This is a genomic window from Kitasatospora sp. GP30, from assembly GCF_029892145.1.
Classification (GTDB): domain Bacteria; phylum Actinomycetota; class Actinomycetes; order Streptomycetales; family Streptomycetaceae; genus Kitasatospora; species Kitasatospora acidiphila.
Genome location: NZ_JARZAH010000022.1, coordinates 73986 through 99861 on the forward strand (window position 1 = coordinate 73986; position 25876 = coordinate 99861).

The window sequence follows — 25876 nt, forward strand, 5'->3', positions numbered from 1 at the left end:
ACGACCCATGCCGCTCACACCCGGAGCATCGCGCCGTCGTCCGGATCGGGCAGCATGGTGCCCCATGGGACGCACGCTGGACGACTGGATGGCCGAGGCCGCCGCTGAGCTGGGCATTGAGCTGACGGCCGACATCAGGGAACTGCTCGACATGACCCGGGTGGTCGCGCACGGGGTGGAGCGCCCCGCCGCCCCGCTCACCGCCTTCCTGGTCGGCTACGCCGCGGCGGCGCGCGGGGGCGGCGCCGAAGCCGTCAGCGCGGCGGCGCGGCGGATGACCGCACTCGCCGAGCGGTGGGCGCAGGACGCCGCCTCCGACGGGTCCGCGGAGCAGCCGTGACCGCGACGGCGGCCCGCGGGCTCGCCATCGTCCCCTGGCCGCAGGCCCGCGACACCGCCCGGCAGGCCGGTGCCCGCCGGCTGCTGCCCGGTGCCGACACCGAGCCGGCCGATGCCCTCGGCCAGGTGCTGGCCGAGCCGCTGACCGCGCTCACCGATCTGCCGGCCTTCGACACCTCCGCGATGGACGGCTGGGCGGTGGCCGGGCCGGGGCCGTGGCGGCTGGCCGGGCAGGTGCTGGCCGGCCGGACCCCGCCGCCGCTGGCCGACGGCTGGGCGACCGAGATCGCCACCGGCGCCCAGCTGCCGCCGGGCGCCACCGCGGTGCTGCGGCGTGAGGACGGCCGGGTGTCGGGCGGCCCCGCCCCGGTGGCCCGCACGCTGCGGGCCACCGGCGAGCCCGGTCCCGGCAAGGACGTCCGGCCGCGCGGCCAGGAGTGCCGCTTGGACGAGCAGCTGCTGCCGGCGGGCACCCTGGTGACCGCGGCGGTCCTCGGCCTGGCGGCCGCCTGCGGCCACGACCGGCTGATGGTCCGCCGGCGCCCCACGGTCGAGCTGCTGGTGCTCGGCGACGAGCTGTTGACGGCGGGGCTGCCCGGGCCCGGCCTGGTCCGCGACGCACTGGGCCCGATGCTCCAGCCCTGGCTGGCCGCCGCCGGCGCCGAACTGCTCGGCCGCCGCGCGGTGCGGGACGACTTCGGCCTGCTGCGGGACGCGCTGCGCCACTCGGCCGCCGAGGTGGTGATCACCACCGGCGGGACGGCCGCCGGGCCGGTGGACTTCCTGCACGCCGCGCTGGCCGAGTGCGGCGCCCGGCTGCTGGTGGACGGGGTCGCGGTCCGCCCCGGCCATCCGATGCTGCTCGCGGAGCTGCCGCCGGTCCGGCCCGGCGGCCCGGTCCGCCACCTGGTCGGGCTGCCCGGCAATCCGCTGGCCGCGGTGGCCGGCACGGTCACCCTGGCGCTGCCGCTGCTGCACGCGCTGGTCGGCCGGTCTGCCGGTGGCCGGTTCACCCGGACGTCCCAGGGGCTGCGCGGGCTGCCGGCCGACACCCGGCTGCTCCCCGTGCGGCTGACCGAGGACGGCCCGGTGCCGCTCGCCTTCGACGGCCCCGCGATGCTGCGCGGGCTGGCGCTGGCGGACGCGCTGGCCGTGCTGCCGCCCGGCGGGGTGCCGGCCAGGGGCAGGGTGGAGCTGCTGCCGGTGCCGAACTGACGGGCGCCTAGGCCCTGACTACCGGTCAGCTCGGGCGGCCGCGCGGTTCGCCCACCGGACCCGCGCGCTGCTGGGGTGGGCGCACGATCCGCCCACCGGCCCCGCATGCTGGAGGCCTGACCAAGGTGGAGCCGGACCCGGGGGTCGTGCTGCCGGCTCGCGGGAGTCGGCCACCGCTGCGCCAGGTTGGCCTGTGGGTGGCGGTGGCGCTGTCGGTGCTGGTGGTCACCCGGGCCGTGTCCGGCGGTAGCCCGCGCAAGTGCGACGACCTGGTGGTCGCGGTGGTGCGGGGCCGGCGGATCCTGGACTTCGCCGACCCAGAGGCCGCGGTGCTGCAAGCCACCGACCGGGTGATCACCATTCAGCGCGTCGCGGCGGCCGAGTGACGGCCGGTCGGTTCCCGGGCTCGCTCACTTCGCCAGCTCGGCGCGGACCGCGGCCGTGACCTGCTCGGCCCGGGCGGCGATCTCGTCCACCCGGGCCGTGTCCGCGAGCAGCGCGCCGCGGGTCCGCTCGTCCCGGATCCCGGTGAGATTGACCTCGACGTTCACCCGCGCGGTGGTCGCGGCGGCGCGGGCCGCCTCCGCGGCGGCGGCCACATCGGTGATCACATTGGGGTTGCCGATCGGCAGCAGCGCCTCGGCCAGCTCCACCGCGTCCAGCGCCACCGTGATCACCTCGGCCGGCGGCCGGGCGGCCCCGACCAGCGCCCGGGCGATCGCCGCCGACCGGGCCGTCCTGGCCTGCTCGGAGTCCTTGGGCAGCCGGTAGGCGTCGGCCACCGCGGTGAACGCGGCGGCGTCCTGCTCGGCCAGCGTCAGCGCCCGCCCGCGCAGCGCGTCGGCCTCCCGGGTGATCCGGTCCACCACGACCTGGTGGGCGGCGTACTTCTCCCCGGTGCTGTAGCGGGCCACCATGGCGAGCAGCGCCCCGGCCTGGGCGGCGTGCAGGGCGGCCGACGCGCCGCCGCCGGGGGCGGGCACCCGGGCGGCCAGTCGGTCCAGGAAGTCACTGATCGTCTCGTCGCGCACGGCGGCTCTTCCGGTCGAAAGGATCGGTAGTCGCATCCTGCCACAGCTGACACATCGTCAGTTCACTGACCGGGGGCGAGCGTCCGGCGTCCCTCTGCCGTCTGTCCGGCGTTCGTTCGACGTCGGTCCGGTATCGCTTCGACGTCCGTCCGGCATCGCTTAGGCGTCGTCCGGCGTCGGTTCGGCGATCGCGGGACCGGTGTCGCGACACGTGTGCGGTCGTGTGTGGTCGACCACAGGGTGGCGCAGGCCCGATCGGCTGCACCGGCGAGTAACTTCGAGCCATGTATGCAATCACGATTCCTGAGCCCGGTGGTCCCGACGCCCTCGTCTGGGCCGAGGTCGAGGACCCGGTCCCCGGTGAGGGCGAAGTCCTGGTCGAGGTCGCCGCCACCGCCGTCAACCGCGCCGACCTGATGCAGCGCCAGGGCTTCTACCCCCCGCCGCCCGGTGCCGCCGAGTACCCCGGCCTGGAGTGCTCGGGTCGGATCGCGGCGCTGGGCCCCGGTGTCTCGGGCTGGGCGGTCGGCGACGAGGTCTGCGCACTGCTGGCCGGCGGCGGTTACGCGCAGCAGGTCGTCGTCCCGGTCGGGCAACTGCTGCCGATCCCGCGCGGCCTGGGCCTGGTCGCCGCCGCCGCCCTGCCGGAGGTCGCCGCCACGGTGTGGTCGAACCTGTTCATGGTGGCGCACCTGCGTCCGAGCGAGACGGTGCTGCTGCATGGTGGTGCGAGTGGCATCGGGACGATGGCGACGCAGTTGGCGAAGGCGGTGGGCGCCAAGGTGATCGTGACGGCGGGGAGTGCGAAGAAGCTGGCGCGCTGCAAGGAGTTGGGCGCGGATGTGCTGGTGAACTACCGGGAGCAGGACTTCGTGGCGGCGGTGGGGGAGGCCACCGGTGGGCACGGGGTGGACGTGATCCTGGACATCATGGGGGCCAAGTACCTGCAGCGGAACGTGGATGCGCTGGCGATGGCGGGCCGGTTGGTGATCATCGGTCTGCAGGGCGGGCGGACCGGGGAGTTGGACCTGGGGAAGCTGCTGGCGAAGCGGGCGGCGGTGGTGGCGACGTCGCTGCGGCCGCGTCCGCTGGTGGAGAAGGCGGCGATCGTGGCGGCGGTGCGGGAGCACGTGTGGCCGCTGGTGGAGTCGGGTGTGGTGAAGCCGGTCATCGACCGGGTGCTGCCGTTGCAGGATGCGGCCGAGGCGCACCGGGCGCTGGAGGCGGGGGAGCAGGTGGGGAAGATCGTGCTCCAGGCCTGAGGAGACGAAGTTGACGGCAGCTCAGTGCGTGATCGTCGCTGAGCTGCCGCTGCCCGCTCGTCTTCCCCGCGGTGACGTCACTGGTCAGAGCTTGTTGAGGTGTGGCGGGCGAGTGAGAGAAGTACAGTTATCACAACTGTGCTTCTCGGGAATGGTGCCCACCGGATGATGCTCAAGCCGACGGACATGTTCGACCGGGACCGGGAGTGGTCCCAGCTGGCCGATTTCGTGGAGAACGAGCGGGCCGGCGCCACCTTGGGTGTGGTCTCTGGGCGGCGACGGCAGGGGAAGAGCTTTCTGCTGGAGGCGGTATGCCAGCAGGCGGGAGGCTTCTATTTCTCCGCACAGGAGGCGACGGAGGCGGAGTCGCTGGCCCTGGTGGGGACAGCGCTGACGCGGCATCTGGACCCGGTCGCCCCCATCGCTCCGACGGACTGGCCTACAGTGATCGACATCCTCTTGCGGCTCGGGCGGGAGCGCCCTGTGCCTGTGGTGATCGACGAGTTCCCCTATCTGGCACGTGTCTCCCCGGCACTGCCCTCGATGATCCAGGCCGCCTACGCCCCCCGCCGAGCCGAGCGGACCGAATCGCGTACGCGGCTGCTCCTGTGCGGCTCGGCGATGTCGTTCATGGGCAAGCTGCTGTCTGGCAACGCACCACTGCGTGGCCGCGCTTCGCTCGACCTGACCGTTCACACCCTTGACTACCGTGCTGCTGCGCGGTTCTGGGGCTTCGAGGACCCTCGGCTGGCAGCGCGCGTGCACGCTGTGGTCGGTGGTACGCCTGCATACCGCACGGACATGATCAGGCATGACGTGCCGAGGAGTCTGGACGACTTCGACGACTGGGTTGTTCGAGCCGTCCTCTCTCCGGGTAGCCCGATGTTCCTGGAGGCGCGCTACTTGCTGGCCGAGGAGCCGGACCTGCGTGACGGAGCGCTGTATCACTCCGTGCTGGCCGCCATCGCCGAGGGCAACACCGGACGGGGTGGCATCGCCGAACATGTTGGGCGGAAGACCAATGAACTCTCCCACCCGCTCACTGTGTTGGAGGACGCAGGGCTTGTCGTCCGCGAGAACGACGCGTTCCGCGCGAATCGCACCGATTTCCGAATCAACGAGCCCTTGCTCGCTTTCTACCACGCCATCATGCGGCCGTTCTGGTCCCAACTCCTGCATGGCTCCGGCACGGCCCGGATCTGGGAGCGCAGCCGAGGACGCTTCGCAGCCAACATCCTCGGTACCCATTTCGAGCGACTCTGCCGGGAGTGGGCACTCCACTTCGCGGGTGACCGCTTCGGCGACTGGCCCACGCAGGTGACTGCCGGAACGATCAACGACCCTGCGAACCGGACCACATGTGAGGTCGACGTGGCGGTGATCGGGCATGCCAACGGCGCACGACCGCCACTGCTGGCCATCGGCGAAGCCAAGTGGAACGAAGTGATGGGCCTGGGTCACCTGGAGCGCCTGCGCCGTATCCGTGAACTGATCAGGAACAACGACAAGTTCGATTCCACACACACCCGGCTGGTCTGCTTCTCCGGCGGCGGGTTCACCTCGGACTTGCGAGAGCGTGCCGCGGAAGGCGAGGTCGACCTCGTCGGGCTTGCCGACCTGTATGCCGGCTCACAGTAGCCCGCCGCAATCGCCAGGTCCTCGTGGGGGTTTCTTGACACGGTCGAACCTGTTCATGGTGGCGCACTTGCGTCCGAGCGAGACGGTGCTGCTGCACGGTGGTGCGAGTGGGATCGGGACGATGGCGACGCAGTTGGCGAAGGCCGTCGGCGCCAAGGTGATCGTGACGGCGGGGAGTGCGAAGAAGCTGGCGCGCTGCAAGGAGTTGGGCGCGGATGTGCTGGTGAACTACCGGGAGCAGGACTTCGTGGCGGCGGTGGGGGAGGCCACCGGTGGGCACGGGGTGGACGTGATCCTGGACATCATGGGGGCCAAGTACCTGCAGCGGAACGTGGATGCGCTGGCGATGGCGGGCCGGTTGGTGATCATCGGTCTGCAGGGCGGGCCGGTGCTCAGAGGCTGCCGACGACCTTGCGGGGAGTGATGCGGACGACCACCCGCTGGGGGTCGTCGGCCGAGGCCGGGTTGAACTCGGCGTAGTCCTTGCCGGTGTACTTGCGGGAGAGCTCATCGATCAGCCCTGGACCGCCCTCGGTGGTCATGGTGGCCTCGCCACGGATCTCGGCGTAGGTGTAGGGCGCGTTTGGGGGGTTGATCATGACGGTCACGCGCGGATCGCGACTCAGGTTCCGCTCCTTGCGCCGCCCGACGACCGTGGAGAACAGCAGGTCGTCGCCGTCGCGCTTGATCCATACGACCGACAGCTGGGGGCTGCCGTCGGGTTGGATGGTGGCCAGGGTCGCGAAGACCGGGTTGTCGTCGAGGTAGTGCTTGAGGTCGTCTGACAGCACGGTGTGCCCCTTCCATCGGTCCCAACTGTCGGATCCGGCCTGCTCACCCTAGGTGCTGCCGTTGGAGAGGCGGCGAAGGCGCACTGGGCGCTGCGGGCGGGGGGAGCAGATGGGGAAGATCGTGCGCCAGGTCCTGGATGCCTGTGCGAATTGAGAACAGTTGTGCGGTGGAGTGATGGACACCGAATTCGCCATTCCGCCACGATCTTGCTTAATTCCCCTTTAAGCTCGCCGTACGGCGGTTCTCCGCCATCGCTGTGAACTCCCCCCATGAGGTTGGGCAATTGGCCCTCCTGAGCGATGAGAGCAGGGGATGACATCTACACATGACCAATCGGACGGCGGCGCGCGCGAGCCGCGTCGGCGGGCCGGGACAGTCGGACGCCGCACGGTGGGCGGCGTCGCGGCGATCCTGGTAGGGATCGGCAGTTGCTCGTTGGCGGGGGCGCCGACGGCGTACTCGCAGGCGGGGGACGGCTCGGTGACGGTCCGGGTGATCCGGGCCGTGGACACCAGCGGCGTCTGGACGCCCGCGCTGGAACCGGGCATCGGGGGCGTCACGGTGACCCTCACCGATGACGCCGGGACCAGCATCAACGCAGTCACGGCTGCCGACGGCACGGTGACGCTGGCGCCGGCCGCGAGCAAGGCCACCGGCGGCAAGTACCGGGTGCAGGTGGTGAATCCGCAGCCCGGTGTGCTGTTCCCGGCCTTCGCCTCGCGGCAGGGGCTGGACGGCGCGCCCACCCAGCTGAGCAGCAACGAGGAGTTCGTCGACCTCTCCGGCGGGAAGAAGGTGGCGTACACCACCGGGCTGTGGAGCCCGGGTGACTACTGCCAGAAGAACGCCACGCTGGTGACCACCTGTCAGCCCACCACGAACGACGGCGGATCCCAGCGCACGCTGGTCTCCTTCCCGTACAACGCGCGCGGCCAGGACGGCGTCGACGTCAACGTCACCGACATCGCCACCAAGGCCCAGACCGGGACCCTGTTCGGCATCGCGTGGAACAAGGCCGACAAGCGGATCTTCTCCTCGGCGATGGCCAAGCGCGGCACCGACTACGGTCCGGGCGGCGCCGGCGGGATCTACGTGACCGACCCCGCGCGGAACACGACCACGCTGTTCACCACCGTTCCGGACGCGGGGACGACGGTGCACGGACCGGGGACGGATGACGCCTTCCTCGATGTGCCGGGCAAGGAGAGCCTGGGCGGCATCAAGATCACCGACGACGGCACGAGCCTGTTCGTCGTCAACCTCAACAATCGCAAGCTCTACCGCTACGACGCCACCGCGGCGACAGCGACCGCGCCGAAGGCCGCCTACCCGATCCCGGATCCGGGCTGCCCGGCCGACGGGGACTGGCGACCGTTCGGCCTGGGCATGCAGGACAACGTCGGTTACGTCGGCGGTGTGTGCTCCGGCCAGTCCACCGGCAAGGCCTCCGACCTGCGCGCGGTGGTCATGCCCTTCGACCTCGCCACCGGGGCGTTCGGCAAACCGGTGCTGGACCAGCCGCTGGACTACCCGCGGCAGTCGACCGTCGGTTCGGGCCCGTGCGGCGGCGCGGGCTGGTTCCCGTGGACCAGCACCTACCCGACCACGCAGAACGGGAAGGCCTGCGGCAACTACACCATCGCCAACCCCGAACCGGAGTTGGGTGAGGTCGGTTTCGAGACCGACGGCTCGATGCTGCTGGCCTTCCGCGACCGCTTCGCCGACCGCGGGCCGGGCGCCCCCGCGCCGGGCTCGGTCTCCAACGTCATGTCCGGCGGCGACCTGGACAAGGCCTGCCTGTCGAACGGCACGTACGTGATGGACACCAACAACGGCTGCGGGCTGTCCCCCCGGGGCACCCGCTTCTTCGACACCGCCTGGGCCGAGGTGGGCCACCACAACACGGCGTTCGCCGGGATGGCGCTCTCCAAGGTCGAGAACACCATCGCGGTCTCCGGCTTCGACCCCGACCACACGCCGGTCGGCTACGGCACGTCGTTCCTCCAGCGGGCGGACGGCCGGCACGACCCGAAGTTCGGTCTGCGGCTGACCCCGAAGGGGACGGTCGCGCCGTTCGGCAAGGGCGCCTCGATGGGCGACCTGGAGGTGCTGTGCGACCAGGCCCCGCTGCAGATCGGCAACCGGGTCTGGTACGACCCCGAGCGCAAGGGCATCCAGAACCCGGGCCAGCGTCCGGTGGTGGGCGCGACCGTCCACCTGTACGACGGGTCGGGCAAGCTGGTCGGAACGACCAAGACGACGGCGCGCGGTGAGTACTACTTCGACGACTCCGACGTCACCGGCGGGCTGAAGCCGAAGACCAACTACACCATCCGCCTCGACAATCCGGCCGACTACGCCAAGGGCGGCCCGCTCTACGAGTGGGTGCCGACCGACGCGGACGTCGGGACCAACCACTTCATCGACTCCAAGGGCATCGTTCCGCCCGGTGCGACCTACCCGGAACGGGCGCTGACCACCGGCGGGCCCGGCGAGAACAACCACACCTACGACTTCGGCTTCCGGCAGCAGGAGGGCGTGCTGCGGCTGGTCAAGCACGACCAGGACGGCAAGCCGCTGGCCGGGGCCGAGTTCCAGCTGTGGAAGGAGACGAACGGCACCGACGGTCTGCAGACCAGCGGGTCCAAACCCGACACCCGGGTCGGTGGCCCGTGCACGACCGGGGCCGACGGCGTCTGCCAGGGCAGCGGGACGGTGGGGACGTACTACTGGCAGGAGGTCAGCCCGCCTGCCGGGTACGCCGCACCGGCTGTGACGGTGTTCGGGCCGCTGGTGCTGGATGCCGACAACCTCGGCACCGGAGTCTCGGTGACGGCGGTCAACCAGAAGCTCGTCACCCCCTCTCCCAGCCCGACCCCCACGCCGACGCCGACGCCAAGTCCGTCCCCGACACCGACACCGACGCCGGCCGCGCCGGGCCCGACGCCGCCCGCGCCTGGCCCCGGCTCCCCGCCCGGCTCGCACCTCGCGTTCACCGGCATGGGCGAGGTGGTTCCGCTGGCCCTGGTCGGCGGCGCCGCGTTCACCGCCGGCGGCGCGGCGCTGCTGGTGCTGATGCGCAGGCGCAGGGCACAGCACAACTAGCCCCCGAAAGGGGTGGCCGGCACCGGTGACCGGGGCCGGATCGGGCGGGTTCGCCGACCTGTGGTCGGCGGACCCGCCCGACTGCGTGACCGCCCGACTGCGTGACCGCCCGACTGCGTGACCGCCCGACTGCGTGACCGACAAGGCAGACCGAGGAGAGAAGGCGCCCGCATGGCTCGGAAGACCAAGACCGATGGCCGCACGCCTCGCCGGACCCGCTGGCTCAGAGCCCTGGTCGCGCTCGCGGTGTGCGGCGCCGCGGTGGGCGGCGTGGCCGCCTACCGGAGCCTGACCGGCAGTGGCGGCGAGCGGCCGGTGACGATGGACGAGGCGTCGAGGCTGGCGCTGACCCGGCTGAACCTGTATCAAGCCAGTCCCGTGGCGGTGACCTTGACGGCCACCGAGGGTGGTGGAGTGGTGCTGCGGGTCAGCGGCGTGGTGGACTACCGGACCCACCACGGTGTGGGGAGCTACCAGACCACCGGGACGGCCGGATCGTCCGGGACGGCCGGATCGTCCGCGTCGCCCGCCGCACAGCTGGACCACGGCCTGATCGTCTGGGACAGCGACGGCCTCGGCCTGGCCCCCGCACTGGACGGCAGCCCGCCCTGGCAGCAGGCCGAGCACATCCCGCGCTCGGGCTGGTCCCCGCGCGCGTACACGACCGATCCCCTGGACGCCGGGCTCCAGTTGCTGATGGAGCTCGGCGCGGACCGGCCCGACAACCCGCTGCTGCTCGCCCAGTCCGGAGCCCGCTGGCTGGGCCGCGACCGGATCGACGGCCGCGACTACGACCGGATGGCCGGGCCGCGCGCCGAGGGCACCACGCCCGGCACGGGAGCCGATGGCGGGCGGTCGCCGCTGACCTACTGGGTCGACGGCAGCGGCGGACTGCGGCGGGTGACGATGCGGATGCCGGGCCTGGGAACGCCGACCACCCTGGAGTTCGCCGGGCACGACGGCAACGCAAAGCTCCCCGATGCGCCGTGGGCCACCGACTGACCGCCACCCGCCGGTTGATCAGTGCGGCTGCGGCAGCGGCACGGTGTCGGCGTTCGTCGGGAGCGGGTACGCGTTCGGGTCGACGGCCCCCGGCAGGCCGGTCGCCGGGCCGGCCGGGGCCGTCGGGTCCGGCATGGACGGCTGGGCGGGCGGGGCCGGCACCTGGCTGAACGGGACACCGGGCGGCGCCTGCACTGACGAGGTCTGGCCGGCGGGCAGGGTGCCCCGGCCACCTGTGCTGCAGCCCGCGAGCCCTTCCAGGTTGTCGGGGCTCTGGGTGGTGGGCTGGTTGCCGCCGAAGCAGTTGCCGGGGTCGGCCGCGGCCAGCACCAGGTCGACGCCGTTGCCGGTGACCCGGTTGCCCTCGACGCGGTTGTCGCTCGCCGGGTGCCCCGGCGGGTCGGTGACGACCACCCCGGCCGCCTGGTTGCCCCGGACCAGGTTGCGCTGGACGCGGTTGCCGGTGCCGCCGCCGATCCCGATGCCGATCCCGAAGCCCCCGTCCGCCTGCTCGGGCGTGTCGGCGGCGTTGTTGTCGGCGACCACGTTGCCCGCGATCACCGCGCCGTGCTGCGGGGCGAGGGCTTCCTGGTCGTTGGAGTTGACCGTGACGCCGACCCGGTTGGCCGCGACGCGGTTGCCCAGCACGGACAACCCGTCCGAGGCGTTGGTCAGTTCGATGCCGACCGCGTTGTGCTCCATGGTGTTGCCGCGCACGACGGTGTCGCAGGGCTTGCACTGGCCGACGTAGATGCCCGAGTCGGCCTGCCCGGAGGCGTAGGAGTCCTCGATCACGCCGCCGCGCGCGTCGAAGGCGTAGATGCCGTACAGGCCGTTGTCGTACGCCGTCACCCGGGTCGCCCGGAAGCCCTGGACGGCCGGGAAGCGGGCGGTGTCCAGCGGGTTGTAGGCGGAGCCGCCGGCGCCGCGCTGCTGCAGCCGCTCGTCGGTGACGCCGGTGAACAGCACGCCGTTGGCGAGGTAGCCGTGCACGGTGAGGTTCTCGACCACCGAGCCGGCGCCGGTCACGGTGATGCCGTTGACCATGCGCACGCCGCCGTCGAAGACCACCGCGTTGCGGTCGGTGCCGCGGAGCACCACGCGGGGCTTGGCGAGGTGCACGCTCTCCCGGTAGGTGCCCGGGCCGATCAGCACCGTGTCGCCCTCGCGAGCGGTGTCCACCGCCTGCTGCACCGTGCGGAAGTCCTGCGGTACGCGCAGCACGGTCCCGGCCGGATGCCGCGCGTCGGCGGACGTCGAACCCGACGAGGAGCATCCGCAGGCTGCCATCGCCACCGAGGCGGCCAGCACCGCGAGGCGCGCCGCCGTCCCCCGGAACGCCGTCGGTCGAACTGCTGATCGGCTCAACTGGCGATAAGGAGACAGCATTTGCATGACAGGAGTTCTATCGTCTCCAATGGCAGCATGCCCACCGAACCGGGAAATCCGCAGGATCCGGCCCGACCCGCCGCCACCCGCTTCGGTCGGCGAGGAGCCCTGTTCGCCGCCGGAGCGGTGCTCGCCGCGGGGGTCGGCGCGGCGGCCGACGAGTTGGCGAGGGGCGGCCGGACCCCCGGCCGCGCCGCCGCCACCGGCGCCCCGCCGCCCGAGGCAGCGATCCCCTTCCACGGCTCCCGGCAGGCCGGTGTGACGACGCCTCAGCAGCCGGCCACGCACCTGCTCGCCTTCGACCTCCCGCAGACCTCCGCGGCGGCCGACCGGCAGACCCTGCGCGGCGTCCTCGGCGCGCTGACCCGCACCCTCGCCACCGCGGCCTCCGACGGTCCGCCGGACCCGCGGCTGCAGGGCGGCGGCACGACCCGGCTCAGCTCGCTGGTCGGCGTCGGCCCCGCCCTCGCCACCCGGCTCGGTCTCGACGTCCCCGCCGAACTGGCCGAGTTGCCGCCCTTCCCCGGCGACCGCCTCGACCCGGCGCGCGGTGGCGGCGACCTCCTGGTCCAGTTGTGCGCGGCCGACCGCTGGACCCTCACCGTCGTCGCCGAACTCGCCGGCACGGCCGCGCACGCCGCCGGCGCCGCAGCCCGCTGGAGTCAGTCCGGCTTCCTGCCCCGCACCGCCCCTGGCACCACCCCGCGCAACCTGTTCGGCTTCAAGGACGGCACCGCCAACCCGGACGACGCGGCGGCCGAGCAGTGGGTCTGGGGCCCGCCCGGGGCCCACCAGAACGGTACGGTCCTGGTCTACCGCAGGATCCGGATGGACGTCGCCGGCTTCGCGGCCCTCCCCGAGGACCAGCGCGACCGGGTGATCGGCCGCCGCGCCGGCGACGGTGTCCCGCTCACCGGCACTGCCGAGCACGACGACCCGGACATCTACGCCAAGAACCCCGATGGCTCCTACGTCATCCCCGCCACCGCCCACGTCCGTCTCACCAGCCCCCGCCTCGACGGCGGTGCCCGCATGCTCCGCCGCAGCTACAGCTACGACGACGGCCCGACCGACCGCGGCCTGCTCTTCTGCGCCTTCATGCGCGACCCGGCCCAGTTCACCCGCGTCCAGAACCGCCTGGCCGGCCGGGACGCCCTCATGCCGTACCTCGGACACCAGGCCTCGGCCGTGGCCTACGTCCTGCCGGGCGCCGCACCCGGCGGGACGCTCGGCGACCGGCTCTGGACGTGACGGCGGCCCAACTCGGTTCAGCCCGGCTCAGTCGCGCATCAGGTGGTTGAGCTCGTCGTAGCCGAGGGCGCCGGCCATGCTCGTGTAGGTGCCGGTGGTGGCCAGTTCGGTCGCCGCTCGGCGCACGACCGCGTAGGCCGCCTCGGCGACCCAGGAGCCGAGGCTGACCCTGGCCACGCCCAGCTTCGACAACTCGGCCACGGACGGCGCACCGGGGCCGACCAGGATGTTCACCGGGGCGGGGATGCCCTCGGTCAGGTCGGCGATCACGGCCGCGTCGACGGCGCCGGGCACGAAGATTCCGGTGGCCCCGGCGTCGAGGTAGGCGCGGGCGCGGTCCAGGGTCTCCTGGAGGCGGGTCTCCTCGGAGCCGACGGCGCGCAGGTAGGTGTCCACCCGGGCGTTGATGTAGAGCGGGACGCCCGCCTGGTCGGCCGCCGAGCGCGCGGCGGCGATGCGCTCGCACTGCTCGGCGACGGGACGCAGCGGGGAGCTGCCGCCCGTGTGGGCGTCCTCGATGTTGATCCCGACGGCACCGGCCGCGATGACCTGGGCGACGGTTTCCGCGACCTCGCTCGCGGTGGCGCCGAAGCCGCTTTCGATGTCGGCGGTGACCGGAACGGAGACGGCGTTCACCACCCGGCGGATCAGCGCGATCGCCTCGTCGCGGTCGAGCCGGTTGCCGTCTGCGGCCCCCAGGCCCCAGGCGACCCCCGCGCTGGTGGTGGCGATGGCCCGCGCGCCGGTGGCTTCGACGAGGCGGGCGCTGGCGGCGTCCCAGGCATTCGCCAACGCGAGCGGGGCGGCGGGGTCGTGGAGGGCGTGGAACAGCTGGGCGCTGTCGTGCTGTGCGGTCATGATCGCCATTAGAGCAGCGCGAATCGGCCGGGCGCTGGCAGTTTTGCGACACGGACGGCGAGTGCCACCGCTCCAGAACCGAGGTCGGACGCAACCAGGCCGCCAGGGTGAGCAGTTGCGGCCAGGGCCGCGTCGGCGACGCCCAGGCCCTGCTGGACCTCGCGGTCGAGGTCGGGGTCGGCCACGACGGCGGGCTGGACGCTGAAGACGCCGTGCGCGCCCTGGGCCGCCGCGCGCAGCGACCCCGGGTCGTCGAGGTTGCCGGTGACCAACTCGGCGCCGAGTGCCCCGAGTTCCCTGGCCCGCGGGCTGTCCGGGTCGCGGACCGGGGCGCGCACCGCCCAGCTGGTGTCCAGCAGCCGGCGGGCGCCGGCGCCGCCCTGGCCGCCGGTGGCGCCGGTGACCAGGACGACCGGCTTCTTGTCCGACATTGCGAGGTCCTTTCAGCGACGGTTGAACAGCTTTGCGGGTGCGGGGAGTTGGCCCGCGACGATGGCGGCGAGCGAGATCACGAACCCCACCAGCTGGATCGCGCCGAGGGTCTGGCCGAGCACCACGGCGCCCAGGATCGCGGCGACCAGCGGCGAGATCAGCACCAGCACGGCCACCGAGCTGACCGGCAGGGTGGTGATGCCGCGGAACCACAGCACATAGGCGAGCAGGCCGCCGCCCAGGCTCAGCCAGAGGAAGCCCAGGGCGGCCCGCAGGGTGATCCCCGGCATCGCCCCCTCCACCAGGAAGGTGAGCGGCAGCAGGAACAGGCCACCGGCGGTGAGCTGCCAGCCGGCGAAGGCGGTGGGGCCGGCCCCGGCAGGGCGCCCCCAGCGCTTGGTGAGCGTCACCCCGAGGGCCATCGAGGCCGCGTTGCCCAGGCCCGCCGCGATCCCCACGGGGTCGAGCGCCGCCTTCGGCCCGATCACCACCAGGCCGACGCCCAGCACGCCCGCCAGCCCCCAGGCGACCCGCCAGCCGGACAGCCGCTCGCGCAGGGCCGGCACCGCGAGGAGGGCGACGACGAGCGGCTGGACCGCCCCCAGCGTGGCGGCCACCCCGCCCGGCAGGCGCTCGGCGGCGACGAAGAGCAGCGGGAACGCCAGGCCGATGTTGAGCATGCCCAGCACCGCGGCCTTCCCCCACCAGGCGCCGCGCGGCAGCGTCCGGGTGACCAGCAGCGCGATCAGGCCGGCCGGCAGCGCCCGCATGAGTCCCGCGAGGAGTGGGTGCCCAGCCGGGAGGAGCTCGGTGGTGACGATGTAGGTGGTACCGAAGATCACGGGGGTGATGGCGGTCAGGGCGGTGCGCCGCAGATTGCTGCGGGGAGCGTCGGGAACGCCGGCGCCGCCAAGGGCTCGCTGTGCGGTTGGACTGGTCACGCCTTCCATCTGACGCGAGATCAATCCATGAGTCCAAGACAGGCTTTTCACTTCATCGATCTCGGATCACGATGGATCCATGGAGCTCCAGCAGATGCGCTATGTGATCGCCGTGGCCGAGACCAACAGCTTCACCCGGGCCGCCGAGCGGTGCCTGGTCGTCCAGTCCGCGCTCAGCCATCAAATCGCCCGACTGGAACGGGAGTTGGGTGCCAGGCTATTCGAGCGCACCAGTCGCCGGGTGCGGCTGACGCCGGCCGGCGCGGCGTTCCTCCCCGCCGCCCGCCAGTGCCTGGACGCCGCCGAGCGGGCGGCTGCCGAGGTCGCGGCGGCGGTGGGCGAGGTGCGCGGCCGGCTCGCGGTGGGCCTGATCCCCACCGTCGCCGCCGTCGACATCCCGGGCGCGCTGCGGGACTTCCGCCGACGGTACCCGCAGGTGCGGGTCGGGCTGCGGGTGGGCGCCAGCGACGACCTGGTCGAGCAGGTCAAGGAGGGTGCCCTCGATGTGGCGTTCCTCGGGCTGCCCACCACGGCGCGGCTGACGGGCGTCGCCGCTCGTGAACTCGCCCGGGACCGGCTGGTCGCCGTGGTCGCCCCGGACCATCCGCTGGCCGGGGAGCCCTCGGTCAGCCTCGGCCGGCTCGCCACCGAGGACTTCGTCGACCTGCCGGCCGGGACCGCCGGACGGATCCAGACCGACCAGGCCTTCGCGGCCGCCGGCCTGACCCGCGAGGTCGCCTTCGAGGTGACCACCGCGGACTTCATGGACCGGCTGGTCGGTCAGGGGCTCGGCATCGCCATGTTCCCCTCCGCCTCCGTGCACCGGCTCACCGGCGTCGCCGCCGTCGAGGTCACGGACGCACCGGCCCGGGTCGAGTACGTCATCTGGAGCCCCGTCGGCCGCACCCCCGCGGCGGCCGCCTTCCTGGACCTCCTCGACCTCCCCGGGCCGGGTGGCAGCGCCGCTCACGCGGCCCGAGCGGCGCTCGGCAGGCGGTAGTCGGGGAGGGCGATGTTGCCGGCCTTGGCGAACTGGGCGGCCAGGATGGTGCGCATCGGCCAGCGGGTCATGGAGCGCATCGAGGCGGCGCGCAGCCGGATGGCCAGGGCGCTGGACGGGGCGTAGCCCTTGGCGCCGCCGGGCGGGAGCTCCTGGGCCTGGTCGACGTAGGGGCGCATGATGCGGTCGTAGGCGCGGAAGGCGGCGTGGTGGTCGCCGGCGGCCGCGGCCAGCTCGCCGGCCAGCACATAGGCGCCGACCAGGGCCAGGCTGGTGCCCAGCCCGGTGAGCGGGGTGGCGCAGTAGCCTGCGTCGCCGAGCAGCACGGTGCGGCCGCGCGACCAGGAGTCCAGGTGCACCTGGCCCATCGGGTCGAAGGTGAAGTCGGGCGCGGTGCGCATGGCGCGCAGCAGCGCCGGGACCTCCCAGCCGCCGACCCCGGCGAAGCGCCGGGCGAGCAGCTCGCGCTGGGCGGCGGTGTCCCTGCGGTCGTACCCGAGCGGCTCGGCGGTGCGGAAGCTGAGCGAGGCCTTGACCTCGCCCGGGAGCCGCCCGGGGCGGGCGGCGGCGACCAGGCCGCCGGGGGCGTTGAACATCTTGTACCAGCCGTCGAGTTGGAGCGGCTCGGTGGTGGTGAACCAGGCGTTGTAGAGACCCAGCGGGCGGACCAGCTGCTGCTCCGGGCCGAAGGCCAGGCGGCGGACCACCGAGTGCAGGCCGTCGGCGCCGACCACCAGGGCGAAGCGGCGCGGGGCGGCCTTCTCGAAGGCGACGGTGACGCCGTGCTCGTCCTGCCGGAGGTCGGTGACGCTGTCGTCGAAGAGGTACTCCACGTCGTGGCGGGTGGCCTGGTGCAGCACGTCGGCCAGGTCGCCGCGCAGGATCTCGATCTCGGAGATGATGCCCTCGCCGCCGAAGGCGTCCTCCGGCACGGTGGCGGTGGTCCGGCCGGCGGTGTTGACCAGGGCGAGGCCGCGCTGCTCGACGGTCCGGGCCCTGACCTGCTCCATCAGGCCCATGCGGGTGACCACGGTGCGCCCCGCACCGCGCAGGTCCACGGTCTGCCCGCCGGGGCGCGGGGCCGGTGCGCGCTCGACCAGGGTCACGCTGAACCCGGCGCGGTGTAGCCAGTACGCAAGGGCGGGGCCGGCGATGCCGCCGCCGGAGATGAGGATCTCGGTGTTCGTCATGGCAGTGAATGTACGCCGTATGCCAGGGGTAGTGCAATCCGTAGAATCCCGGTGAATAAGCGAAGTTGACGTCTGGTGCACTAGGGCGGAAGGGGTGCGGCAGAGGGCTTGCGCACTCCTTCGGCCTGGTGGATTAGGGTGGCAGTGCACTGCTGGGTGCACTAGTGCGGAGGAGAGAGCATGGACGAGCCGGAGGAGCCGCGCTACCGCCGGATCGCGGCCGAGCTGCGAGGGCGCATCGAGTCGGGCGAGCTGGCGGTGGGCGACCGGGTGCCGTCGACCCGGGAGATCACCCGGCAGTGGGGGGTGGCGATGGCGACCGCCACCCGGGTGCTGACCGAGCTGCGGCAGACCGGCCTGGTGCGCGCGGTGCCGGGGGTGGGCACGGTGGTCGCGGCCGCCGCCCCAGAGCAGCCGGCCCCGCAGGCACCCGCGGCGCCGCTGGCCCGCCCCGCGCGGCGGGCCGCCCCGGAGGGGCCCCTGACCCCCGAGCGGATCGTCGTCGCCGCGATCGCGATCGCGGACCAGGAGGGGCTCACCGCGGTCTCGATGCGCCGGGTGGCGGCCGAGCTGGGGGTGGCGACCATGTCGCTATACCGTCATGTCGCGGACAAGGACGGCCTGTTGGCGCAGATGATGGACCAGGTCTTCAGAGAGCGGCCGCTGCCCGCCGACCCGCCGCCGGGCTGGCGGGAGCGGCTCGAACTCCTCGCCCGGATGATGTGGGCGATGTTCCACCGCCACCCCTGGCTGGCGTCGGCCTTGTCGGTGACCCGGCCGCAGCCGGTCGCCGGTGCGATCCCCTACAGCGAGTGGGCGCTGGCCGCCCTGGCCGACCAGGGGCTCGACCTGGGCACGGCCTTCAGCGCCCACCTGATGCTCTTCAACCACATCCGGGGGACGGCGGTCAACGTCGAGGCGGAGCTGGAGGCACAGGCGCACAGCGGCATCGACAACGAGGAGTGGATGGACAGCCACGAGCCCGCGTTGCACGCGATCCTGGCCGGCGGGGACTTCCCGCTGATGACCCGACTCACCACCGAGGGCTATGACTTCCACCTGGACGCCCTCTTCGAGTTCGGCCTGCAGCGGCTCCTCGACGGCATCGCCGTGTTGATCGAAGGCTGACCGCCCGGAGCGCCGACCACCCGAAGTGCCGACCACCCGGAGCGCCGACCGCCCGGAGCGCCGACCACCCGGAGCGCCGACCGCCCGGAGCGCCGACCACCCGAAAAGCAGGTGCGCCCCCGGCGCCGCGGACGCGAGACTCTCCCCCCAGCCTTCGGCCGGGGGACCCCATGGGCTTGGAGAGGGAGGCGGGCCGATGCACGTGGTGCTGGCGGGTGTGGTCGGGTCGACGGCGTACGGGCTGGCGCGGCCGGGCTCGGACGTGGACCGGCTCGGGCTGTTCGCGGTGCCCACCGAAGAACTGCACGGGCTGCGACGGCCGGTGGAGTCGGTGGTGAGCTCGGCGCCGGAGCCGGACCGGACCATGCACGAGGCGGCCAAGTGGTGCCGGCTGGCGCTGTCCGCCAACCCGACGGCCAGCGAACTGGTGTGGCTGCCGGACGAGTTGTACGAGGTGCGGACCCCGCTCGGGGCGGAGCTGATCGCCCTGCGCGGGGCACTGCTGAGCGAGCGGGCGGTGCGCGGCTCGTATCTCGGCTACGCCGGGCAGCAGTTCCGCAAGCTGCTCACCCGGGGACCGGACGAACGGCCGCGGGCCGCCAAGCACGCCCGGCACCTGGTGCGGCTGCTGGAGCAGGGCGTCCGGCTGCACGAGACCGGGGAGTTGGTGGTGCGCCTCGCTGAGCCCGAGAAGGTTCGGGAGTCGGGCGAGCGGATCGCCGCCCGCCCGGAGCTGGCCGAGCCGCTGCTGGCCGAGGCCGAGCGGCGCCTCGACCGCCCCGGGGTGCTGCCGTCGGCGCCCGACGAGGCGCGGGTGGAGGCGTGGCTGCGCCGGGTGCGCCGGGCGTACTGGACGGCGTGACCGGCCGGCCGCGAGCCTGAGCACCGCCTGCACCCCGCCGGGACTGACTTTGCGCGCGGGCCGGCGGCCGTTCGGCATGCCCGGATCGCCCTCCCGTGTGACTCTGGAGCGGAGCTGTTCCGCCGCCGGGATCCCCGCGGATGCCGGCCGTTGGAAGGGACCGTCGTCCGTGGCCGCTTCGCCCCCGCCGTTCCACCGCTCCGCTCGCACCCCCCACCGCACCCCCCACCGCTCTCCCCGTCTCCGCCGGCTCGCCGCCGGGGTGACCCTCGCCGTCCCGCTGCTGCTCACCGCCGTGCTGCCGGTCGCCGCCCAGGCCGATCCCAGCGATGGCAGCCGGCCCACCGAAGCCGCGTCCGCGCCGTCGCACCCCCAGCTGCGGCCGATACCCAGACCCGGCGAGACGCCCACCGGCTCCGGTAGCACGGGGTCGGACGGCGGCTCGACCGGGACTCCCGCCGCACCGTCGAGCGGCGAGGCCGGGGCCGGCGGCCAGGTGGGTCCGTCCGGCTCCCCCGCGGCGGTGCCGTCCCGGACCCCCGCCGCCACCCCCGGCCACACCTCGGCCCAGCAGAGCGGCCGACCCGGCAGCGCGCCGAGCGGCGCGGCGGCCGTCCCGTCCGGCGTCGGGTCGAGCTCCCCGTCGGACCTGCCCACCGCAACGGCCGGCCACCCGATGTCCCCAGCACCGCCGGAGGCCGCCTCGCTCGACCCGGCCGATGAACAGACCGACTCGGCCGACTCGGTCGATGCGGTCGCCCCGGCCGATGACCAGACCCCAGGCCAGGGCGCCGACGCCCTGGCGCTCGGCGACCAGTCGGTGGCGCGGACGCCGCCCGGCCCCGCCCAGGACCAGGGCACCGGCGACACGCCGACGCCCGCCGGCGCCGCCACCGCCCCGCCGACCGCCGTCGGGCAGGCCGCCGCGGTGGCCCCGGCGGCCGCGGTCCGGTTCACCGGCCCGATGGTGCTGGTACTACCGATGGGCGCGGGGCTGGTGCTGATCGGTCTGGGGCTCGCCCTGGTGGGGCTGCGACTGCGCCGCGGCTGAGCCCCTGAGCTGCGTCCGAGCGGGTCGGTCGGTTGACCCTGCTCAGCGCGGAAGCATATGAAGGAGGTATGACGAAGCCGCTGAACGAACGGCCGGAGCACGAGCCGTATCAGGGATCGACCGGATCGAACGGGCGGTCCGAGGAGAACCCGCAGGTGCTGATCGTCGGACCGGACGGCATGGCGATCGGTGGTGCCACCGGTCGGCTGCACGACCGCTCCGGCGGTGAGGACGGCGAGCAGCGGGAGCTGCCGGTGACCGAGATGGTCGAGCAGCCGGCCAAGGTGATGCGGATCGGCAGCATGATCAAGCAGCTGCTCGAAGAGGTCCGGATGGCGCCGCTGGACGAGGCCAGCCGGGCCCGGCTGAAGGACATCCACGCCAGCTCGATCAAGGAGCTGGAGAAGGGCCTGGCCCCGGAGCTGGTCGAGGAGTTGGAGCGGCTGTCGCTGCCGTTCACCGAGGACAGCATCCCCACCGAGGCCGAGCTGCGGATCGCCCAGGCCCAGCTGGTCGGCTGGCTGGAGGGCCTGTTCCACGGCATCCAGACCGCGCTGTTCGCCCAGCAGATGGCGGCCCGCGCGCAGCTGGAGCAGATGCGCCGGGCGCTGCCGCCCGGTGTGCTGGGCGAGTCGGACGGCGACGACCAGGGTGAGGGGCGCGGCATTCGTTCGGGTCCGTACCTGTAGCACCGTCGGGCTGACCGGCCCTCAGCGCCGCGCCCCTGCGGGGTTCGCCGGGGCGCGGGGCCGATACCCTGGCGCCGGGTGTTCCCACACCCACGTCTCCAAGACCACCATTCACGGCGGTGGGCGACCGGTCGCGCCGCGGGGGAAGCAGAGGACCATGAGCGAGGACGGCATCGCCGGAGTGGACCAGCCGCAGCCGCAGCTTCACTCACTGGGCAACGGCCGGTACGTGCTGCAGCACCTGCTGGGGCAGGGCGGCATGGCCTCGGTCCATCTGGCCCACGACACCGTGCTCGGCCGTCCGGTGGCGATAAAGACGCTGCACACCGAGCTGGGCCGGGAGTCGTCGTTCCGCGAGCGGTTCCGCCGCGAGGCGCAGGCGGTGGCCCGGCTGCAGCACACCAACATCGTCACGGTCTACGACAGCGGCGAGGAGGTCACCCCGGACGGGGGGACCGTGCCGTACATCGTGATGGAGTACGTCGAGGGCCTGTCGCTGCGCGACGGGCTGAACCAGGCGATCGCCGAGCACGGCGCGATGCCCACCGAGCAGGCGCTGAAGATCACCGCCGCGGTGCTCGCCGCGCTGGACGTCTCGCACGACCAGGGGCTGGTGCACCGCGACATCAAGCCGGGCAACGTCATGGTGAACACCAAGGGCGTCGTCAAGGTGATGGACTTCGGCATCGCCCGGGCGATGCAGTCGGGCGTCACCTCGATGACCCAGACCGGCATGGTGGTCGGCACCCCGCAGTACCTGTCGCCCGAGCAGGCGCTGGGCAAGAGCGTGGACGCCCGCTCCGACCTGTACTCGGTGGGCTGCATGCTCTTCGAGCTGCTCACCGGCCAGCTGCCGTTCGACGGTGACTCGCCGTTCTCGATCGCCTACAAGCACGTGCAGGAGGAGCCGCCGGCGCCGTCCAGCCTGAACCGCGCGGTCACCCCGGCGGTGGACGCGCTGGTGGCCCGGGCGCTGCGCAAGGACCCGGCGCACCGGTTCCCGACCGCCGAGGCGATGCGCGAGGAGGTCGAGCGGGTCGCGGCCGGCGAGAAGGCGGGCGGCACCCCGCTGATGGCCACGCCGCTGGTGATCGGTGAGGGCCCGCGGGCCGCGCACTCTTCGGGGCTGAAGAACTTCGCGCCGGTGCCCGGGGACATCAACACCCCGACCCCGCAGGTGCAGCAGCCCTACCAGCCGCCGCAGGCCGGACCGTACGGGCCGCAGACCCCGCCGCCGGCGTTCCCTCCCCAGCAGCAGTTCCAGACCCCGCCCCCCGCCTTCGCTCCGCAGCCGTACCAGACGCCGCCGCCGGCCTTCTCGCAGCCGATGCCGCAGCCGATGCCGCAGCCGATGCCGGTGCCGGTGCAGGGCGGCGGCTTCGCGCCGGTGAAGGAGAACAGCGGCAACGGCTGCTCGACGGCGCTGGTGGTGGTCGGTGTGATCATCGGTGTGATCGTCCTGTTCATCATCATCATCGCCATCGTGGTCACCAAGACCGACAGTTCCAGCAGCAGCCTGCCGAGTCTGACCACGCACGTGGCGCAGTTGCTGCCGGACCGGGCGCAGCGGTAGTCGTCGCACGCCTCCGGCCGTCGCGCGCATTCGGGGTGCGGGGGCCGGAGGCGGTAGCGTTCTGGGAAGCGAATCGAAAGGGCGACCGCGACCAGAGCGTTCGACCCGGGGCGAGGAGTAATGGCACAGACGCAGCAGCCGGGCGACGGCGAAGGAGAGCCCGAGTCCTTCGCGGGTACCGGACCCGGCCGAGGCGATGACGCCGACGAGGCGGTCACCCGCGAGACTCCGATGCCAGGTGCCGCGGCGGAGGAGACCACAGCCGCCCGAGCAGCCGACCAGCCGGCCGGCGCGCCCTTCGGCGGCCCGGCCACCCCGGGGCGCGGCATGCCGACCATGGGCACGCTGGGTGACGGCCGCTACCGGCTGACCCACCGCCTGGGCCGCGGCGGCATGGCCGAGGTGCTGGCCGCCCAGGACATCCGGCTCGGCCGCACGGTGGCGGTCAAGCTGCTCCGCGCCGAGCTGGCCCAGGACGAGGTGGCCCGGCTGCGGTTCACCCGTGAGGCGCACTCGGTCGCTTCGCTCAACCACCACTCGATCGTCGCGGTTTACGACACCGGCGAGGAGCTGGTGGACGGCGAGTCGACGCCGTACATCGTGATGGAGCTCGTCGAGGGCCGCACGGTGCGCGAGCTGCTGGTGGCCGAGGAGGCGCCGCCGGTCGACCAGGCGCTGATCATCATCGCCGGGGTGCTGGAGGCGCTGGACTACAGCCACCGGCACGGCATCGTGCACCGTGACATCAAGCCGGCCAACGTGATCATCACGACCACCGGCGCCGTCAAGGTGATGGACTTCGGCATCGCCCGGGCGCTGGCCGGTGAGGCCACCACCATGACCCAGACCGGCATGGTGATGGGCACCCCGCAGTACCTGTCGCCGGAGCAGGCGCTCGGCAAGCAGGTGGACCACCGCTCCGACCTGTACGCGGCCGGCTGCATGCTCTACGAGCTGCTGGCGCTGCGCCCGCCGTTCACCGGCGACACCCCGCTCTCCGTGGTCTACCAGCACGTCCAGGACGCGCCGGTGCCGCCCTCCCAGACCAACTCCCGGGTCCCGTGGCAGCTGGACGAGCTGGTGCTGCGCTCGCTCGCCAAGAACCCGGACGACCGGTTCCAGAGCGCGGGCGAGTTCCGCGCCCACCTGCAGCACGCGCTGCGCGAGATGCACGCCGCGTCGGGCGGCTACCCGACCACCGTGATGGGTGCCGGCACCCCCGCCGACGGCACCGCGGTCACCCAGCTGCTCGGCGGCGTCGGCGACCGCACCACGATGCTGCCCTACGGCTCGGCGGCCGGCGGCTACCAGACCGGCCCCTACCAGGGCGGCGGTGGCCCGGGCGGCGGCGGGCAGGGCGGCGGCTACGGCGGTGGCGGCGAGGACGACGGCTACGGCGACGCCAGGCCGGGCGGCAACCGGCGCCGGCTGCTGGCCATCGCGGCCGGCGTGGTGCTGGTGCTGGCGGCCGCGATCGGCATCGTGGCGGCCTCCCAGAGCGGCGGCCCCAGCGGCGGCACGACCGGTGGGACGTCGTCGGTGTCGCCGAGCGCCTCGCCCTCGGATTCCCAGTCGCCGAGCGACGAGCCGACCAGCGACAGCCCGAGCCTGGCGCCCACCACGTCCGCGCCCACCCGCGGCCACACCCCGAGCACCCCGGCCACCGGCGGCGACGGGTACACCAACCAGCCGACCTCCCGGTCGAGCCACCCGAGCCAGTCGGCCTCGACGCCCACCGACACGGCCTCGGCCTCCGACTCGTCGAGCCCGACCGGCGGCGCCACGTCGAGCCCGACCGGCGGCTCCCCGTCGAGCCCGTCCTCGGGCGGTGGCACCAGCGCGCCGCCGAGCATTCCGGTGTCGCCGCCCCACACCGTCACCCCGCCCACCGGGCAGTCCTCGCCGCAGTGAGCTGAAGCGTGACCGTGGGCGCCGACCGGTATCAGCCGGTCGGCGCCCACTGCTTTGAGACGGCGTGTCAGTTCACGAACGCGTCCAGAACCTGCTCGTACTCCTGGGACCACCAGACGGTCTGGGCGGCGGCGGCGGGGAACAGCGGGTCGGCCCGTCGGTCGGCCCGCTGGTAGCGCCAGCGCAGCATCCAGAAGTCGTTGAGCCGCTCCCACCAGACCCGGTGCACCGCCGGCGCCAGCTCCGCGGCGTCCGCGCCGGCCGCCGCCCGGTAGCCGCGGGCGTAGCGGCGCACCCGGGCCAGGTCCAGCACACCGGTCACCGGGTGGTTGAAGATCAGGGTGGCCGCCCGGACCGCCTCCTCGGCCCGCGGCCGCACCCGCAACCGGTCCCAGTCCAGCACGGCGGTCACCCGGTCGCCCAGGTGCAGCAGGTTGAGCCCGTGGAAGTCCCCGTGCACCCAGCCGGACCGGCCGATCGCGGTGGGCGAGGGGCGCCGGTGCCGGTGGCCGACCAGCAGGTCGAGCCGCTCGGCGAGGCGGCGCTCGGCGAGCCGGTCGAAGGCGCCGTACGGCCGGTGCCGGGCGGCCAGGCCGCGCAGTTCGGCGATCAGCGCGGTGGTGGCGTCGGGGTCGGCGCTGGGCAGGGCGGCGGGTTGGGTGACCGGGGCGCAGACCTCGGCAAGTGCGCCGTGCAGCCGGCCGAGGAGCGCGCCGAGCGCGGTGCACCGCTCGGGATCGAGCTCGGCGCCGGTGCGGTGCCGGCCTGCCACCCAGGGGTAGAGGGCGAACCGGCGGCCGAGCACGGTGGTGATGGTGCGGCCGGTCCGGTCCGGCAGCGGGGGCGGCACCGGCAGGCCCAGGGCGGCCAGCCGGATGCTGGCGTGGTGCTGGGCGGTGATCGCGGCCTGGGTCGCGGTGGTCTGGTCGACGTAGCACTTGAGGAAGTAGCGGCCGGTACTGGTGGTGATCCGGTAGCAGCGGTTGAGCAGGCCCTCGGCGACCGGATCGACGGCCAGCATCCGGCCGGTCCGGTAGTGGCGTAGGACCCGTTCGATGGCCCAGCCCGGGATCGGCGGGCTGAGCGTGCCGACCGGTGGAGCGTCCGCGTCCGGCCCGTCGATCTCGGCGAAACCGGCTGCAAACGCCACAATCTGACTCTCTGTCACGCCAGGTGATCGTAGTGAAACGGGCTGATCACCGTCCGCTTGGCCGGAT

General features: G+C 73.3%; 23 protein-coding genes and 1 pseudogene. 16 read left to right on the forward strand and 8 right to left on the reverse strand.

Features of this window, described 5'->3' with window-relative positions:
- Positions 1-64: 64 nt before the first annotated feature.
- The 3 genes from P3T35_RS26075 to P3T35_RS26085 all read left to right on the forward strand — a co-directional run bounded on the left by P3T35_RS26075 (position 65) and on the right by P3T35_RS26085 (position 1940).
- The gene (locus tag P3T35_RS26075) at positions 65-340 is read left to right on the forward strand and encodes a DUF6457 domain-containing protein (RefSeq protein ID WP_101380711.1); all 276 of its coding nucleotides are present in this window, start codon (positions 65-67) and stop codon (positions 338-340) included.
- A complete protein-coding gene (locus P3T35_RS26080; protein WP_101380712.1) occupies positions 337-1554 on the forward strand; it encodes a molybdopterin molybdotransferase MoeA in 1218 nt (405 codons plus the stop codon). The genes P3T35_RS26075 and P3T35_RS26080 overlap by 4 nt, the downstream gene beginning before the upstream one ends.
- 125 nt (positions 1555-1679) lie before the next feature.
- Positions 1680-1940, forward strand: coding sequence for a hypothetical protein (locus tag P3T35_RS26085; protein WP_101380713.1), 261 nt, complete (start codon positions 1680-1682; stop codon positions 1938-1940).
- Positions 1941-1964: 24 nt separating this feature from the next.
- Here P3T35_RS26085 and P3T35_RS26090 read toward each other — a convergent pair whose 3' ends face one another.
- A complete protein-coding gene (locus P3T35_RS26090; protein ID WP_101380714.1) occupies positions 1965-2585 on the reverse strand; it encodes a cyclodeaminase/cyclohydrolase family protein in 621 nt (206 codons plus the stop codon).
- Positions 2586-2869: 284 nt separating this feature from the next.
- Here P3T35_RS26090 and P3T35_RS26095 point away from each other — a divergent pair, with 284 nt between their 5' ends.
- The 3 genes and pseudogenes from P3T35_RS26095 to P3T35_RS26105 all read left to right on the forward strand — a co-directional run.
- Positions 2870-3847, forward strand: coding sequence for an NAD(P)H-quinone oxidoreductase (locus tag P3T35_RS26095; protein ID WP_101380715.1), 978 nt, complete (start codon positions 2870-2872; stop codon positions 3845-3847).
- A 165-nt stretch (positions 3848-4012) separates the two neighbouring features.
- Positions 4013-5485, forward strand: a complete 1473-nt coding sequence (locus P3T35_RS26100) for an ATP-binding protein (RefSeq protein WP_348533438.1) — start codon at positions 4013-4015, stop codon at positions 5483-5485.
- A gap of 43 nt (positions 5486-5528) precedes the next feature.
- A pseudogene (locus P3T35_RS26105) lies at positions 5529-5870 on the forward strand (zinc-binding dehydrogenase); the annotation flags it as partial.
- A 7-nt stretch (positions 5871-5877) separates the two neighbouring features.
- Here P3T35_RS26105 and P3T35_RS26110 read toward each other — a convergent pair.
- Complete coding sequence (locus tag P3T35_RS26110) at positions 5878-6276, reverse strand: PPOX class F420-dependent oxidoreductase (protein WP_101380717.1); 399 nt, start codon at positions 6274-6276, stop codon at positions 5878-5880.
- A 313-nt stretch (positions 6277-6589) separates the two neighbouring features.
- On the opposite strand from P3T35_RS26110, the gene P3T35_RS26115 reads away from it, so the two are divergent.
- The gene (locus P3T35_RS26115) at positions 6590-9382 is read left to right on the forward strand and encodes an SdrD B-like domain-containing protein (protein WP_101380718.1); all 2793 of its coding nucleotides are present in this window, start codon (positions 6590-6592) and stop codon (positions 9380-9382) included.
- Positions 9383-9553: 171 nt separating this feature from the next.
- Positions 9554-10384, forward strand: a complete 831-nt coding sequence (locus P3T35_RS26120) for a hypothetical protein (RefSeq protein ID WP_101380719.1) — start codon at positions 9554-9556, stop codon at positions 10382-10384.
- Positions 10385-10402: 18 nt separating this feature from the next.
- Here P3T35_RS26120 and P3T35_RS26125 read toward each other — a convergent pair whose 3' ends face one another.
- On the reverse strand, positions 10403-11752 hold the full coding sequence (locus tag P3T35_RS26125; RefSeq protein ID WP_280707932.1) for a right-handed parallel beta-helix repeat-containing protein: 1350 nt from the start codon (positions 11750-11752) through the stop codon (positions 10403-10405).
- A 57-nt stretch (positions 11753-11809) separates the two neighbouring features.
- On the opposite strand from P3T35_RS26125, the gene P3T35_RS26130 reads away from it, so the two are divergent.
- The gene (locus tag P3T35_RS26130; protein WP_101380720.1) at positions 11810-13024 is read left to right on the forward strand and encodes a Dyp-type peroxidase; all 1215 of its coding nucleotides are present in this window, start codon (positions 11810-11812) and stop codon (positions 13022-13024) included.
- 27 nt (positions 13025-13051) lie between these two features.
- Here P3T35_RS26130 and P3T35_RS26135 read toward each other — a convergent pair whose 3' ends face one another.
- From P3T35_RS26135 to P3T35_RS26145, 3 genes are read right to left on the reverse strand one after another with little or no spacing between them, the layout of a single operon-like run.
- Positions 13052-13882, reverse strand: coding sequence for an isocitrate lyase/phosphoenolpyruvate mutase family protein (locus tag P3T35_RS26135; RefSeq protein ID WP_101385054.1), 831 nt, complete (start codon positions 13880-13882; stop codon positions 13052-13054).
- 8 nt (positions 13883-13890) lie between these two features.
- Positions 13891-14313: an NmrA family NAD(P)-binding protein gene (locus tag P3T35_RS26140; protein WP_101380721.1), complete on the reverse strand. Its 423-nt coding sequence runs from the start codon at positions 14311-14313 to the stop codon at positions 13891-13893.
- A 12-nt stretch (positions 14314-14325) separates the two neighbouring features.
- On the reverse strand, positions 14326-15255 hold the full coding sequence (locus P3T35_RS26145; protein WP_280707935.1) for an EamA family transporter: 930 nt from the start codon (positions 15253-15255) through the stop codon (positions 14326-14328).
- Positions 15256-15334: 79 nt separating this feature from the next.
- On the opposite strand from P3T35_RS26145, the gene P3T35_RS26150 reads away from it, so the two are divergent.
- Complete coding sequence (locus tag P3T35_RS26150) at positions 15335-16255, forward strand: LysR family transcriptional regulator (protein WP_101380723.1); 921 nt, start codon at positions 15335-15337, stop codon at positions 16253-16255.
- On the opposite strand, the gene P3T35_RS26155 is transcribed toward P3T35_RS26150, so the two are convergent.
- On the reverse strand, positions 16222-17445 hold the full coding sequence (locus tag P3T35_RS26155; RefSeq protein WP_101380724.1) for an FAD-dependent monooxygenase: 1224 nt from the start codon (positions 17443-17445) through the stop codon (positions 16222-16224). The two genes, P3T35_RS26150 and P3T35_RS26155, sit on opposite strands and share 34 nt — an antisense overlap.
- Positions 17446-17625: 180 nt before the next feature.
- Here P3T35_RS26155 and P3T35_RS26160 point away from each other — a divergent pair, with 180 nt between their 5' ends.
- From P3T35_RS26160 to P3T35_RS26185, 6 genes are all read left to right on the forward strand, one after another.
- Positions 17626-18573, forward strand: coding sequence for a TetR/AcrR family transcriptional regulator C-terminal domain-containing protein (locus P3T35_RS26160; protein ID WP_101380725.1), 948 nt, complete (start codon positions 17626-17628; stop codon positions 18571-18573).
- A 196-nt stretch (positions 18574-18769) separates the two neighbouring features.
- Positions 18770-19435 (forward strand): nucleotidyltransferase domain-containing protein, encoded by a 666-nt coding sequence (locus P3T35_RS26165; protein WP_101380726.1) that lies wholly within the window; start codon positions 18770-18772, stop codon positions 19433-19435.
- Positions 19436-19604: 169 nt separating this feature from the next.
- Complete coding sequence (locus P3T35_RS26170) at positions 19605-20486, forward strand: hypothetical protein (protein ID WP_101380727.1); 882 nt, start codon at positions 19605-19607, stop codon at positions 20484-20486.
- Between the two features lie 68 nt (positions 20487-20554).
- Positions 20555-21175, forward strand: a complete 621-nt coding sequence (locus tag P3T35_RS26175; RefSeq protein WP_101380728.1) for a bacterial proteasome activator family protein — start codon at positions 20555-20557, stop codon at positions 21173-21175.
- Positions 21176-21332: 157 nt separating this feature from the next.
- Complete coding sequence (locus P3T35_RS26180) at positions 21333-22748, forward strand: protein kinase (protein ID WP_101380729.1); 1416 nt, start codon at positions 21333-21335, stop codon at positions 22746-22748.
- A 327-nt stretch (positions 22749-23075) separates the two neighbouring features.
- Entirely contained in the window at positions 23076-24659 is a 1584-nt protein-coding gene (locus P3T35_RS26185; protein ID WP_101385055.1) for a protein kinase, read from the forward strand.
- A gap of 67 nt (positions 24660-24726) precedes the next feature.
- Here P3T35_RS26185 and P3T35_RS26190 read toward each other — a convergent pair whose 3' ends face one another.
- The gene (locus P3T35_RS26190; RefSeq protein WP_280707939.1) at positions 24727-25827 is read right to left on the reverse strand and encodes a phosphotransferase; all 1101 of its coding nucleotides are present in this window, start codon (positions 25825-25827) and stop codon (positions 24727-24729) included.
- Positions 25828-25876 lie beyond the last annotated feature (49 nt).

Excerpts from the sequence above, each read along its gene's own strand:
- P3T35_RS26180 (WP_101380729.1), top strand. The coding sequence starts at position 21,333 with ATGAGCGAGGACGGCATCGCCGGAGTGGACCAGCCGCAGCCGCAGCTT.
- P3T35_RS26140 (WP_101380721.1), bottom strand. The coding sequence starts at position 14,313 with ATGTCGGACAAGAAGCCGGTCGTCCTGGTCACCGGCGCCACCGGCGGC.
- P3T35_RS26185 (WP_101385055.1), top strand. The coding sequence starts at position 23,076 with ATGCCGACCATGGGCACGCTGGGTGACGGCCGCTACCGGCTGACCCAC.
- P3T35_RS26155 (WP_101380724.1), bottom strand. The coding sequence starts at position 17,445 with ATGACGAACACCGAGATCCTCATCTCCGGCGGCGGCATCGCCGGCCCC.
- P3T35_RS26150 (WP_101380723.1), top strand. The coding sequence starts at position 15,335 with ATGGAGCTCCAGCAGATGCGCTATGTGATCGCCGTGGCCGAGACCAAC.
- P3T35_RS26135 (WP_101385054.1), bottom strand. The coding sequence starts at position 13,882 with ATGACCGCACAGCACGACAGCGCCCAGCTGTTCCACGCCCTCCACGAC.
- P3T35_RS26160 (WP_101380725.1), top strand. The coding sequence starts at position 17,626 with ATGGACGAGCCGGAGGAGCCGCGCTACCGCCGGATCGCGGCCGAGCTG.
- P3T35_RS26075 (WP_101380711.1), top strand. The coding sequence starts at position 65 with ATGGGACGCACGCTGGACGACTGGATGGCCGAGGCCGCCGCTGAGCTG.
- P3T35_RS26130 (WP_101380720.1), top strand. The coding sequence starts at position 11,810 with ATGCCCACCGAACCGGGAAATCCGCAGGATCCGGCCCGACCCGCCGCC.
- P3T35_RS26120 (WP_101380719.1), top strand. The coding sequence starts at position 9,554 with ATGGCTCGGAAGACCAAGACCGATGGCCGCACGCCTCGCCGGACCCGC.
- P3T35_RS26175 (WP_101380728.1), top strand. The coding sequence starts at position 20,555 with ATGACGAAGCCGCTGAACGAACGGCCGGAGCACGAGCCGTATCAGGGA.
- P3T35_RS26095 (WP_101380715.1), top strand. The coding sequence starts at position 2,870 with ATGTATGCAATCACGATTCCTGAGCCCGGTGGTCCCGACGCCCTCGTC.
- P3T35_RS26165 (WP_101380726.1), top strand. The coding sequence starts at position 18,770 with ATGCACGTGGTGCTGGCGGGTGTGGTCGGGTCGACGGCGTACGGGCTG.
- P3T35_RS26115 (WP_101380718.1), top strand. The coding sequence starts at position 6,590 with ATGACATCTACACATGACCAATCGGACGGCGGCGCGCGCGAGCCGCGT.
- P3T35_RS26100 (WP_348533438.1), top strand. The coding sequence starts at position 4,013 with ATGATGCTCAAGCCGACGGACATGTTCGACCGGGACCGGGAGTGGTCC.